7 protein-coding genes and 1 tRNA gene are annotated in these 12,418 nt (G+C 70.7%); 7 read left to right on the top strand and 1 reads right to left on the bottom strand.

Going from position 1 to position 12,418, the window contains the following annotated elements; translation table 11 throughout:
- The first annotated feature begins 231 nt into the window (after positions 1 to 231).
- The 7 genes from C6P61_RS08785 to C6P61_RS08755 all read left to right on the top strand — a co-directional run bounded on the left by C6P61_RS08785 (position 232) and on the right by C6P61_RS08755 (position 11,745).
- Complete coding sequence (locus C6P61_RS08785) at positions 232 to 1,539, top strand: dicarboxylate/amino acid:cation symporter (RefSeq protein WP_105729557.1); 1,308 nt, start codon at positions 232 to 234, stop codon at positions 1,537 to 1,539.
- A gap of 111 nt (positions 1,540 to 1,650) precedes the next feature.
- Positions 1,651 to 2,412 carry a sulfite exporter TauE/SafE family protein gene (locus tag C6P61_RS08780; RefSeq protein WP_211296949.1) on the top strand — a complete coding sequence of 254 codons (762 nt, stop codon included), beginning with the start codon at positions 1,651 to 1,653 and terminating at the stop codon, positions 2,410 to 2,412.
- Between the two features lie 34 nt (positions 2,413 to 2,446).
- Positions 2,447 to 4,315, top strand: coding sequence for a sensor histidine kinase (locus C6P61_RS08775; protein ID WP_105729555.1), 1,869 nt, complete (start codon positions 2,447 to 2,449; stop codon positions 4,313 to 4,315).
- Positions 4,308 to 5,648, top strand: coding sequence for a sigma-54-dependent transcriptional regulator (locus C6P61_RS08770; protein ID WP_105729554.1), 1,341 nt, complete (start codon positions 4,308 to 4,310; stop codon positions 5,646 to 5,648). Before C6P61_RS08775 ends, C6P61_RS08770 begins: the two co-directional genes overlap by 8 nt.
- A 159-nt stretch (positions 5,649 to 5,807) precedes the next feature.
- Positions 5,808 to 7,760: an autotransporter assembly complex protein TamA gene (locus C6P61_RS08765; protein WP_105729553.1), complete on the top strand. Its 1,953-nt coding sequence runs from the start codon at positions 5,808 to 5,810 to the stop codon at positions 7,758 to 7,760.
- A complete protein-coding gene (locus tag C6P61_RS08760; RefSeq protein ID WP_146115008.1) occupies positions 7,757 to 11,680 on the top strand; it encodes a translocation/assembly module TamB domain-containing protein in 3,924 nt (1,307 codons plus the stop codon). Before C6P61_RS08765 ends, C6P61_RS08760 begins: the two co-directional genes overlap by 4 nt.
- Positions 11,671 to 11,745: transfer RNA gene (locus C6P61_RS08755), tRNA-Arg, on the top strand. Before C6P61_RS08760 ends, C6P61_RS08755 begins: the two co-directional genes overlap by 10 nt.
- A gap of 106 nt (positions 11,746 to 11,851) precedes the next feature.
- Here C6P61_RS08755 and C6P61_RS08750 read toward each other — a convergent pair.
- The gene (locus C6P61_RS08750) at positions 11,852 to 12,352 is read right to left on the bottom strand and encodes a copper chaperone PCu(A)C (RefSeq protein ID WP_105729551.1); all 501 of its coding nucleotides are present in this window, start codon (positions 12,350 to 12,352) and stop codon (positions 11,852 to 11,854) included.
- Positions 12,353 to 12,418 lie beyond the last annotated feature (66 nt).

The raw sequence follows: 12,418 nt of genomic DNA, 5'->3' as shown, positions 1-12,418 counted from the left end.
TTTCCGAATGATGTGGCAGGCCAGAACGCGGATTTCCGAACGCCAGCCTGGCGCTTGAGAAATATTATTCAGCCAAATCATTGACTTGAGACTCCGCTCGCGTCCCTGGCAACAAGGCACGAAAGCTGCAATGGAAAGGGTCGACCCGGCCCGAGCAGGCATAGCCCTGCGGGTACCGGTCCACCCTCGACCACAGCCACCGCCCTGCCCCGGGCGGCCACGGAGACCTCAATGAAAATGAACAAGCTCACGACCTGGATCCTGCTGGCGCTGCTGGCCGGCATCGGCGTCGGCTACCTGTGCCACGCGCTGGCACCCGACGCCGCCGCGGCCAAGGAAATCGCCGGCTATTTCTCGATCCTGACCGACATCTTCCTGCGCATGATCAAGATGATCATCGCGCCGCTGGTGCTCGCGACCCTGGTGTCGGGCCTGGCCGGCATGGGCGACGGCAAGGCGGTCGGACGCATTGGCGGCAAGGCGCTGGGCTGGTTCCTCGGCGCCTCGCTGTGCTCGCTGCTGATCGGCCTGGTGATGGCCAACCTGCTGCGCCCGGGTGACGCGATCTCGCTGCCGCTGCCCGACGTCAGCGCGACGACCGACCTCAAGACCTCGTCGCTGAACCTGAAGAACTTCATCACCCATGTGTTCCCGAAGAGCATCTTCGAGTCGATGGCCAACAACGAGATCCTGCAGATCCTGATCTTCGCGCTGTTCTTCGGCATCGCGCTGGGCAAGCTGCACGACAAGACCGCGCTCGGCCTGGTCAAGACCTGCGAGGAAATCGTCCATGTGATGCTGCAGGTCACCGACTACGTGATGCGCTTTGCACCGGTCGGCGTGTTCGCCGCGGTCGCCTCGGTGATCACCATCCACGGCCTGGGCGTGCTGGAGGTCTACGGCCGCTACATGGCCTACTTCTACCTGGCGCTGGCGCTGCTGTGGCTGGTGCTGATCACGGCCGGCTATTGCGTGCTGGGCAAGGAAGTGTTCCGCCTGATCAAGCTGATCCGCGGCCCGATGCTGATCGGCTTCTCGACCGCCAGCAGCGAGTCGGCCTACCCGAAGCTGATGGAGCAGCTCGAGAAGTTCGGCATCAAGGACCGCATCACCGGCTTCGTGCTGCCGCTGGGCTACTCGTTCAACCTCGACGGCTCGATGCTCAACACCGCCTTCGTCGCGATCTTCATCGCCCAGGCCTACGGCATCGAGATGTCGATCGGCCAGCAGGTCACGATGCTGCTGGTGCTGATGGTCTCGTCCAAGGGCATCGCCGGCGTGCCGCGCGCCTCGCTGGTGGTGATCGCGGCCGTGCTGCCGATGTTCAACCTGCCCGAGGCCGGCCTGCTGCTGATCCTGGGCATCGACCATTTCCTCGACATGGCGCGCACCGTGACCAACGTGCTGGGCAACTCGATCGCCACCGCCGTGGTCGCCAAGTGGGAAAATGCGATCGAGCCGGTCGATGCGGCGCTGGCCGAGTCCGATACGGTGCTGCCGCTGGCGAGCGAACAGCAGCCGGCCGCACTGGCTGCCTGAGCCTGAGCAGCGAGCGCCAGCCTGGAGACAGGCTGGCCGCAGCCGGGCCGGACTGGCCATGCTGACTGCCCCGGGCGCGCTGGTCGCGCCCTCTTTCACCCGGATCTGACGATGGAATTCAACTGGTTTTTGCTCGCTGGCGCCGCCTTCTTCGCTGGCATGGTGGATGCCGTGGTCGGCGGCGGCGGGCTGATCCAGATCCCGGTGCTGCTGTCGCAGTTTCCCCAGACCGCGATCCCGACCCTGTTCGGCACCAACAAGCTCTCCAGCCTGGCGGGCACCGCGTCGTCGCTCTGGCGCTATGCCCGGACGGTTTCGATTCCCTGGGCCGTGGTGCTGCCGGCCACGCTGGCAGCGCTGCTGGGCGCCTGGCTGGGCGCCGCCGTCACGGCCTGGCTGCCGCGCGAGGCGATGCGCCCGCTGGTGCTGGTCATGATGCTGGCGGTCGCGCTCTACACCTTCCTGCGCAAGGACTTCGGCCATGTCGAGGCCCGCGCGCTGGTGCCGGCCGACCGCTGGCGCGCCGCCGCGCTCGGTCTGGTGATCGGCTTCTATGACGGCTTCTTCGGTCCGGGCACCGGCAGCTTCCTGATCTTCGGCTTCGTGCGGCTGTTCGGCATGGACTTCATCAAGGCCTCGGCCAGCGCCAAGGTCATCAATGCCGCGACCAATATCTCGGCGATCGCCTTCTTTGCCAGCCACGGCCCCATCCTGTGGCTGGTGGCGCTGGTGATGGCGGTCTGCAACCTGGCCGGGGCCCAGCTCGGCACCGCGCTGGCGCTGCGCCGCGGCGCGGGCTTCGTGCGCCAGGCCTTCTTGCTGGTGGTGACGGTGCTGATCGGCAAGCTGGCCTGGGACATGCTGGGCGGCTGAGCGGCCGCCAGCACATTCGGAAAACCGAACACCCATGCATTCGCGCCAGAAGCTGCTGCGCCTGAGCCTCCTGCTGCTGGCCTTTGCCGCCCTGATCGCGGGCACCGGCCTGCTGGCCTACCGGCTGAGCCTGGCGATGGGACTGGCCGAACTGCAGGTGACCGGGCGCCATCGGCTCGACCTCTACGCCAGCAGCCTGGAACGCGAAATCGACAAGTACGCCTATTTCTCGACCACGCTCGGGCTCGAGCGCGATGTGCTGCAGCTGCTGGCCAGCCCGCAGCCGGCGCTGGCCGGCCAGGTCAACCGCTATCTGGAGCAGCTCAACGAGCGCGCCGGCACGCTGGCGATCTATGTGCTCGACGCGCAAGGCCGGGTCGTGGCCAGCAGCAACTGGCGCCGGCCCGACAGCTACCTGGGCGAAGACCTGTCGTTCCGGCCCTATTTCCGCCAGGCGCTCGAGACCGGTGGCGGGCGCATCTTCGGCATCGGCACCACGCGCGGCGAGCCGGGCTACTACCTGGCCTCGGCGCTGGGCGGCGCCCAGGGCACGCTGGGCGTCGCGGTGGTCAAGGTCGGCCTGCAGCAGCTCGAGCAATCCTGGGCCACGGTCGAGGCTCCGGCGCTGGTGGCAGACGAGAACGGCGTGGTGATCCTGGCCTCGGTGCCGGACTGGAAGTTCACCACCTTGCAGCCGCTGGACCCGGCGACCCGGCGCGCCTTCGACCAGACCCAGCAATACAACCGGCGCGCGCTGGCGCCGCTGGGCGTGATCGAGCTCGAGCGGCTCGAGCATGGGGCGCGGCTGGTGCGCCTGCCCCGGGTCGGGCCGGAACGGGTCTCGATGTTCCCGGTCGCCGGCAAGTTCCTGGCCCAGACCCAGGCCCTGCCCGGCACGCCCTGGAACATCACCGTGTTCTCGCAGCAGGAAGAGGTGCGCGGCATGGCGGCCAGCCGGGCCACGCTGGCCGGCGCGGGCACGGCCTTCCTGTGCATCCTGGCCTTGATGCTCAACGAGCGACGCCGTCACCTGAAGGACCGGCTGGCGGCGCGCGAGGCGCTGCAGCAGGCGCATGACGAGCTCGAACGCAAGGTGGCCGAACGCACCGCCGACCTGTCAGCCGCCAACTTGCAGCTGCAGGCCGAGGTCGCCGAGCGCACCCGGGCCGAGCGCACCTTGCGCGCGGCACAGGACGAGCTGGTGCAGGCCGGCAAGCTGGCGGTGATCGGCCAGTTGGCCACGGGCATCGCGCATGAGCTCAATCAGCCGCTGGCCGCGCTGCGCACGCTGTCGGGCAATGCGCGCAAGTTCCTGGCGCGCGGCGACCAGCCGACCGCCGACGGCAACCTGGCGCGCATCGCCGAGCTGGTCGACCGCATGGGCCGCCTCACTGGCCAGCTCAAGTCCTTCGCGCGCAAATCGTCCGGACGGCCGCAGGCGGTGCCGCTGCGGCGTGCGATCGACAACGCACTGTTTCTGCTCGAGCAGCGCTGCCAGCGCGCCGGGGTGCTGGTCAACATCGAGCTGGCGCCGCCCGAGCTGCTGGCCTGGTGCGATGCCAACCGGCTTGAGCAGGTGCTGGTGAACCTGATCGGCAACGCGCTCGATGCCATGGCAGGCCAGCCGGCACCCAGGCTCGACATCAGCGCCAGGCGCGATGGCGAGCGGATCGAGCTGCAGGTGCGCGACCGCGGGCCTGGCCTGGCCGAGGAGGCGCGCAGCCATCTGTTCGAGCCCTTCTTCACCACCAAGGACGCCGGCAGCGGCCTCGGGCTCGGACTGGCGATCTCGGCCGGCATCGTGGCCGACTTCGGCGGCAGCCTGTCGGGCGACAATCATCCCGAGGGTGGCGCTGTCTTCACCCTGGACCTGCCCATTGCCCCGGAACCCGGACATGAATGACCCGCTGCAAGTGCTACTGATCGAAGACGACCCCGATGTGCGACTGGGCTGCGAGCAGGCGCTGCAGCTCGAGGACATCGCGGTCAGCGGCGTCGCCAGCGCCGAGCAGGCGCAGCGCCGCATCGGGCGCGACTTTGCCGGCGTGGTGGTCAGCGACATCCGGCTGCCGGGCATGGACGGCATGGCGCTGCTCAAGGCCTTGCGCCTGATCGACCCCGAGCTGCCGGTGGTGCTGATCACCGGCCACGGCGATGTGTCGCTGGCGGTGCAGGCAATGAAGGACGGCGCGCACGACTTCATCGAAAAGCCGTTCTCGCCCGACCTGCTGGTCGAAGTGGTACGGCGGGCGCTCGACAAGCGCCGCCTGACGCTGGAATTGCGCCAGCTCAAAGCCCGGCTGGCCAGCCGCGACCGGCTTGAAGCCCAGTTGATCGGCCGCTCGCCCGCGATGGCGCGGGTGCGCCAGCTGGTGGCGGACCTGGGTAACAGCGCGGCCGACATCCTGATCCAGGGCGAGACCGGCAGCGGCAAGGAGCTGGTGGCACGCTGCCTGCACGAGGCCGGCCCCCGGCGCAGCGGCCATTTCGTCGCGATCAACTGCGGCGGCCTGCCCGAGGCCCTGTTTGAAAGCGAGATCTTCGGCCACGAGGCTGGCGCCTACACCGGCGCCGGCAAGCGCCGCATCGGCAAGATCGAATACGCCAGCGGCGGCACCCTGTTCCTCGACGAAATCGAGTCGATGCCGATCGCGCTGCAGATCAAGCTGCTGCGCGTGCTGCAGGAGCGCAGCCTGGAGCGGCTGGGCTCCAACACCCTGATCCCGGTCGACTGCCGGGTGGTGGCCGCGACCAAGGCCGACTTGAAGGCGCTGTCGGACCAGGGCCGCTTTCGCGCCGACCTCTACTACCGGCTCAGCGTCGTCACGCTGGCGCTGCCGCCGCTGCGCGAGCGGCGCGAGGACATCCCGCTGCTGTTCGAGCATTTCCTGCTGCAGGCCGCCGCGCGCCACCAGCGCCCGCTGCCCGCCGCCGACCCCACGCGCCAGGGCCGGCTGCTGGCCTACGACTGGCCGGGCAATGTGCGCGAGCTGCGCAACGTGGCCGACCGCTGCGTGCTCGGCATCGCGGCCGGTGCGCCGCCCTTCAGCGACGAGCCGCCCGCCGGCCCGCGGCCGCTGGCCGCGACGGTGGAAGACTTCGAACGCGCCCTGATCGCCGAGGCGCTGGGCCGACACGCCGGCAGCCTGGCGCGCACCGCCGAAGCGCTCGGCATGGCCAAGACCACGCTGCACGACAAGATCCGCAAATACCGGCTGGCCCAGCCGCCGGACTGAGCCCGGCGGACCCGGCCCGCTGATCAGCCGATCGGCCGGTCGCCAAGCCTGGGTGGGGCTGTTAAATTCACAGCCTCAGCATCCGAAGGAAACCATGCTTGTCGCGAATCCCGAGCCGGCTGGCGCCAAACGGCGGGCAGCCGCGCACGCCCTCCAGCCATGACGTCCTCCATCAGGCCCGCCTTGCCCGACCCGCCCAAGGCCAGCCGCTGGCCAGCGCGGGCTGCTGCGCTGCTGCTCGCCAGCCTGGCCGGGATGGGCAGCGCGTGGGCGCAGGCGCAAGACGCCTTGCCAGCGCCGGAGGCAGCCGCCAGGCAAGACAGCAACCAGGCCAGCGCTGCCGCCCCCACGGCAGCCCGCACACCATTCAGGATAGAGCTGATCGCACCCGCACCGCTCGACGCCTGGCTGCTGCGCCATGCCGAACTCGAACGGCTGCGGACCCTGCCCGACCTCGGCGAGACCGAGCTCGAACGCCTGCTGCTGACCGCGCCGGCCGACCTGCGCCAGCTGCTGGCCAGCCAGGGCTATTTCTCACCCCGGATCACGATCGAACGGACCGGCTCGATCGACGCCAAGGACGCCAACAACAGCACGGGTGCCACCGCTGCGCCCGCGCTGGTGCGGATCGAGGTCGAACCCGGACCGCTGGCCCAGGTCGCCGACTGGCAGATCCTGCTGAGCGGCCCGGTCCTGGACGACCCGGCAGCGGCCGAACAACGTGCGGCCCTGCAGGAAGACTGGAAGCTGACCGCGGGCCGGGTCTTCACCCAGCAGGACTGGGACGATGCCAAGCAGGCGGCGCTGCGCGCGCTGAGCCGGCTGCGCTACCCCGAGGCGCGCATCACGCACAGCCTGGCCGACATCGACCCGGACCGGCATCAGGCCCACCTGCGGCTCGAACTCGACTCCGGCCCGGCCTATCGCTTCGGCCCGCTGCAGGTGCAGGGCAGCGAGCGCTACCAGCCCGAGACCATCCAGCGCCTGGTGCGACTGGCCGGGGTCGAGCCAGGCCTGGACTACGACGAGCGCCTGCTGCAAGCCGCGCAGCAACGCCTGCTCGACAGCGGTGATTTCGAGTCGGCCTTCGTGCGGCTCGACACCAGCGCCGACCCCGAGGCGGCCCCGGTGCAGGCCAGCGTACGCGAGGCCAAGCAGCAAAAGCTGGTGATCGGCGTCGGCGCCAGCACCGACAGCGGCGCCCGCCTGAGCTTGGAGCACCTGCACCGGCGCGTACCGGGACTGGACTGGCGCGCTGCCACCAAGCTGCAGCTCGAACGCGACACCAGAACCCTGAACGGCGCGCTCGACTCGCCGATCGATGAACGGGGCTGGCGCTGGAACCTAGCCGCGCAGCTGCAGCGCCAGCAAGACGGCCCGCTCGTGACCTCAAGCCAGCAGCTGCGGGCTGGGCGTTCGCAAGGCGGGCGCCAGCTTGAACGCCAGCTCTACGCCCAATATGACCGCGCCAGCACGCAGGACCCGGCACTGGCGGTGCAGGATGACGCCGCGGCCTCGCTCAGCGCGCATTACGGCTGGACCCGGCGCGCCTTCGACGACCTCTACAACCCGACGCGCGGCCAGGGCCTGGCGCTTGAGCTCGGCGCCGGCCTGACGCTGGCGCAGCGCCAACCCTATCTGCGCGCGCGGGCGCGCTGGCAGGCCTACCGACCGGCCTTCGAAAGCAGCGACCGGCCCAGCCGCTGGGCGCTGCGGCTCGAGGGCGGAACGGTCTGGAGCCGCGACGGCGACAACGTGCCGGCGACCCAGCGCTTCCTGGCCGGGGGCGAAGGCAGCGTGCGCGGCTACGGCCTGCGCGAGATCGGCGTGCCGCGCGCACAAGGCGGCGCCGACCCGGGCCTGCTGCTGACGATTGCCAGCCTCGAATGGCAACGCCCGGTCTGGATCGACGGCCGCCGCAGCGACTGGGAAACCGCCCTGTTCGTTGATGCCGGCGCGGTCGCCAACCACAGCCGCGCACTCAGCCCCCAGATCGGCATTGGCGTGGGCCTGCGCTACCGCAGCCCGGTCGGTCCGCTGCAGGTGGACCTGGCCTACGGCGTCGAGCGCCAGGCGCTGCGCCTGCACATGAGCGTGGGATTCGCATTTTGAGCCAGTCACCCACTCCGCCCTCGAGCCCGAGCCCGAGCCCGAGCCCGGCACCGGCCCGCCGTCCGGCGCTGGCGCGCGCGCTATTGCGTCCGGCCGTCGGCGTGGCCCGGCTGTTCGGCACCACGCTGGCGCTGGTCGCCGCGCTGCTGCTGTCGGCCTGGCTCTGGAGCGGCCACGCGCGCTCGCTGCCGCTGACGCTGGACTGGCTGCAGGACTGGCTCAACGGCCCCGACAGCGAAGGCCCGCTGCTGGTACGCGACGCCAGCGGCAGCCTGCGCGAGGGCGGCCGCATCGGCTATCTGCGCTGGCGCCGCAACGGACTCGAGATCGAGCTCGAAGACCTGCAACTGCGCTGGCCGGCCAAGCTCTGGCCCGATTTGCTGCTGCGGCGCGAGCTGCGGCTCGACCCGATCGACCCGCTGCAGCTGGCCAGGCTGCGCCTGCGCGACGACAGCCCGCCCAGCACGGACCGCCAGCCACCGACCGACCTGCTGCTGCCCTGGCTGGAATCGGTGCAGCTGCCGCTGCGGGTCGAGGCGATCGTGATCGAAGGCAGTCCGCAGCTGGCGCTGGGCCCGCTGCAGGCGGACTACCGCTACCGCCGCGGGCCGGAAGGCGACCTGCGGCATGAGCTGCAACTGCAGCAGCTGCACTGGGCCCAAGGGCAGTACCAGCTGCAGGCCCGGCTGCAGGCGAGTGCGCCGATGCAGCTCGACGCGCAGCTGCAAGGCCTGGCGCAAGCCAGCTTGCCTGGCGGGCGCCGCCAGTCGCTGTCGGCCCAGGCCCGCCTGAGCGGCCAGCTGGCAGGCCAGGAGGCCAGCCTCGCGTTCGAGGCCAGCGTGAACCCGACCGCATCGGCACAGACCCAGACCCGAGCAGGTGCCGGTGCCGGTGCCGGTGCAGGTGCCGGTGCCGGTGCCACATTGAAGGCCAGCGCCACGATCACGCCCTGGGCCACCTTGCCGTTGCCAACCGCCGAGCTCGAACTGCGCGAGATCGACCTGGCCGCCTTCTGGCCGCAAGCCCCGCGCACCCGCCTGCAGGGCCGTTGGCAAGCCAGCAGCCGATCGAATGGGCCCGATGCGACGGCTCAAGACGCGCGCTGGGAACTGGCTGGCGAACTGCGCAACAGCGCCGCCGGCCCCTGGCAGCGTGGCGCGCTGCCGCTCGAGCAGCTGCGCGCCGCGCTGGCCTTCGCGGGCGGCGCCTGGCAGCTGCAAACCCTGGAGGCCCGGCTCAGCGACAACGGCCGACTGCAGGCCGCCGGCAGCTGGAGCGGCCAGCGCGTCGAACTGCGCCAGGCCGAACTCAAGCTGGCCGATGCCAGCGCCAAGGCCAGCGGCCGGCTGGAGCTGGGCAATCAGCAGCTCAGCGGCGAACTGGCCCTGGCCCTGCCCGGCGCCAATGCCAGCGCGCAGGCGCGCGCGTCTGGCGGCCAACTGCAACTGGCCCTGACTGATGCCCAGCAGCTGCAGCGCTGGCTCAATGGCCCGCTCAAGCGCTGGCTGCCCGCCGGCATCGGCCCCGAACAGCTGCCCGAGCCCTGGCGCAGCGCCCTCTGGCGCGGACAGGCCAGCCTGCAAGCCGGCTGGACCGGTCCGCTGCACACAGACCGACTGCCGCGGGACTGGAATGCCAAACTCCAGGCACCGCAGGCCCAGGTCCAGTGGCCGGCTGCCAGCGACCTGCCGGCGTTGCAACTGAAAGACTGGCAGCTGGCGCTCGCGGGACGCGACCAGGCCGTGACCCTGAGCCTGGCCGGCGCGGCCACAAGCGCCGACTGGAGTGCCAGCAGCCGACTGCGCGCCAGCGGCCAGTTCGGCCGCGACCGCCAGGGCCCGGTGGCCGATGTCCGGCTCGAGCTGGCCGAACTGCAGCTCTCGGATGCGACCCGCCAGCTCTCGGGCCAGCTCACTAGCCCAGGCGGCACCCCGCTGCGCTGGGACTCCGGGGGCCTGACCGTGGCCCCGGGCCGGGCCAGCCTCGCGCTGTCGGCGCGGGACGGCACCGCGGCGCGCCCAGCGGCCGAACTCGCCTGGGACAGCACGCGCTGGTCGAACGGCCGGCTTGAGTCGCGCGGTCGTGCCACCGGACTGGCGCTGGGCTGGATCGATACCCTGCTGGTCAGCCCGGCAGCACCGCGCGGGCCGCTGGCGCAGGCCGGACTCAGCGGCGAGCTGACGCTGCAAGGCAGCTGGGACCTGAGCCTGCCACTGCAACCCACGGGCAAGAACGCCCCGGCAACCAGGGCCCGGATCGAACTGGCCCGCAGCGGCGGCGACCTGAGCCTGCTGCTGCCCGACAGCACCGGCGGCAAGCCGCAGCCGGTCGGGGTCGAGCAGGTCGCGGCCAGCGTGATGCTGGACGGCGTGCAACTGCAGAGCCGGCTGCGCTGGACCAGCCGGCTGGCGGGCCGACTCGACGCCGAGCTCGGCACCCTGTTGGCGCCGCCCTCGCCCGCCTTGGCGCAATGGAGCTGGCCGGCCGAAGCCGCGCTGACAGGCCGGGTCCAGGCCGAGCTGCCCCAGTTCGGCCTCTGGTCCAGCCTGCTGCCGCCGGGCTGGCGCCTGCGCGGCAGTCTGCAGGCCGATGCCAGCCTGAGCGGCACGCGGCGCCAGCCCGAATGGCATGGCCAGCTGCAGGTCAATGAACTGGCACTGCGCTCGCTGGTCGACGGGCTCGACTTCAGCGGCGGCGAACTGCGCGCCACGCTGGCCGGCGACCAACTGCGCTTTGACAGCCTGAAGCTGCGCGGCGCCGGTGGCGACAACGGCGGCCTGTTGCTGGGCAGCGGCTTGCTGCGCTGGAGCCGGCCCGACACGCCAGCCGGCCAGGCCATCGCGCCGCTGCTGCCGGTCATGACGCTCGATCTGCAGGCCAAGCAGCTACGACTGCTCGCGCGCGCCGACCGGCGCCTGACGCTGTCGGGCCGGCTCGCGGTGCGGATGGACGAGAAGCTGCTCGACGCCACAGGCCGGCTGGTGGCCGACCAGGCCTTGTTCATCCTGCCCGACGAGAACCGGCCCACGCTGGGCGAAGATGTGGTCGTGCGCGGACAGGGCCAGCCAGGCCCTGCCACCACGGCAACCGAGCCGGCACGATCGACCACCTCAGCGACTGCAAAGCCGATCCGGCTGCGGCTCGAGCTCGGATTGGGCGACGACTTCCAGCTGCGCGGACAGGGGCTGGACAGCCAGCTCAAGGGCGAACTGCTGCTGAGCCTGGACCCCGGCCAGTCGCTGCCTCAGCTCACCGGCCAGGTCCGGACCGAGCGCGGCCAATACCGCGCCTGGGGCCAGCGACTCGAGATCGAAACCGGACTGCTCAACTTCAACGGCCCCTACGACAACCCCACGCTCGAACTGCTGGCGCTGCGACCGCTGCCAGACCAGCGCGTCGGCGTCCAGCTCAGCGGCACGGCGCTGGCGCCTAGGCTGCGCCTGTACGCCGATCCCGACCTGCCCGAAAGCGAGAAACTGGCCTGGCTGGTGCTGGGCCGCCCGGCCGGTGGCACCGGCGCCGAGACCGCGCTGCTGCAACAGGCGGCACTCGCCCTGTTCAGCAGCCGCAGCCGGGCCAATGACGGCGGCTTCCAGCGCTCGCTCGGGCTCGACGAACTGTCGTTCCAGGGCGAGACGCAAAGGGCCGACGGCAGCGCCCAGGCCGCCGCACTGACGCTGGGCAAGCGGATCTCGCGCCAGCTCTACCTGAGCTACTCGCGCAGCGTGGTCGGCACCACCGGCACCGTCGCCATCCTGTACGATCTGGCGCGCCACCTGACGCTGCGGGCCCAGGCCGGCGACGACAACGCGATCGAGCTGATCTACACGCGCCAATACGACGGCCGACGCGCGCGTTCCAGCCCGGCCGCGCCGAAAGCGGTCGATGGCGCCGCTACAATGCGGGGATCCTCTCCGTAGTTCAATGGATAGAACAGCCGCCTCCTAAGCGGCAAATACAGGTTCGATTCCTGTCGGGGGGACCATTGACAAAGCCGCCACCGTTGACACGGTCGCGGCTTTTCTGCTGTCCGGGGCTTTTCAGTCCAGCCGCGCGAGCGCCGGATCAGCATCGCCCCCCAGGACCCGACCTCAATGCATGTGGCCGCCGGACGGATGCGGCTGATGGCCCTGCCCCATGGTCTGGGCATTGAGCGCGCGCACCGGCAACTGGAGCTCGACCTGCTCGCGCTGGCCGTCCTGGCCCTCGAGCAGCAGCGTCAGCGGCACCTGCTGACCGGCGCTGACCGGCGCCTTCAGGTCCAGCAGCATCACATGGTAGCCACCGGGCTTGAGCTCGACCGTCTTGCCTGCCGGCAGCGCCAGCCCGGGAACGGCGCGCATGCGCATGATGCCGTCGTTGAGCGCCATCTCATGGATCTCGACCACACCCGCGATCGGCGAACGGGCGGACAACAGGCGCAGCTCGCGCTCGGCGGTCAGCCGCATGAAGGCGCCAGTGGCCTTTTGCTGCGCCACGGTGCCGCGCACCCAGGCGTCCTCGACCTTGAGCCGGGACTGGGACTGGGCCCAGGCGCCCAGGCTGGCGGCGGCCAGGGTGGCGATGAGGGTGTGACGGAGGATTTTGTTCATGATCGGATTTCTTTCTGACTGGGTTCCAATGACGGCGGACTTGGGGCCGGCCGTCGCGAGACGGGT

This window comes from Malikia spinosa (assembly GCF_002980625.1).
Classification (GTDB): Bacteria; Pseudomonadota; Gammaproteobacteria; order Burkholderiales; family Burkholderiaceae_C; genus Malikia; species Malikia spinosa.
This window is presented reverse-complemented; position numbering and strand designations above follow the sequence as displayed.

Bases quoted from the DNA above. Each gene is read 5' to 3' on its own strand.
- C6P61_RS08785 (WP_105729557.1), top strand. From the start codon at position 232: ATGAAAATGAACAAGCTCACGACCTGGATCCTGCTGGCGCTGCTGGCC.
- C6P61_RS08780 (WP_211296949.1), top strand. From the start codon at position 1,651: ATGGAATTCAACTGGTTTTTGCTCGCTGGCGCCGCCTTCTTCGCTGGC.
- C6P61_RS08775 (WP_105729555.1), top strand. From the start codon at position 2,447: ATGCATTCGCGCCAGAAGCTGCTGCGCCTGAGCCTCCTGCTGCTGGCC.
- C6P61_RS08770 (WP_105729554.1), top strand. From the start codon at position 4,308: ATGAATGACCCGCTGCAAGTGCTACTGATCGAAGACGACCCCGATGTG.
- C6P61_RS08765 (WP_105729553.1), top strand. From the start codon at position 5,808: ATGACGTCCTCCATCAGGCCCGCCTTGCCCGACCCGCCCAAGGCCAGC.
- C6P61_RS08750 (WP_105729551.1), bottom strand. From the start codon at position 12,352: ATGAACAAAATCCTCCGTCACACCCTCATCGCCACCCTGGCCGCCGCC.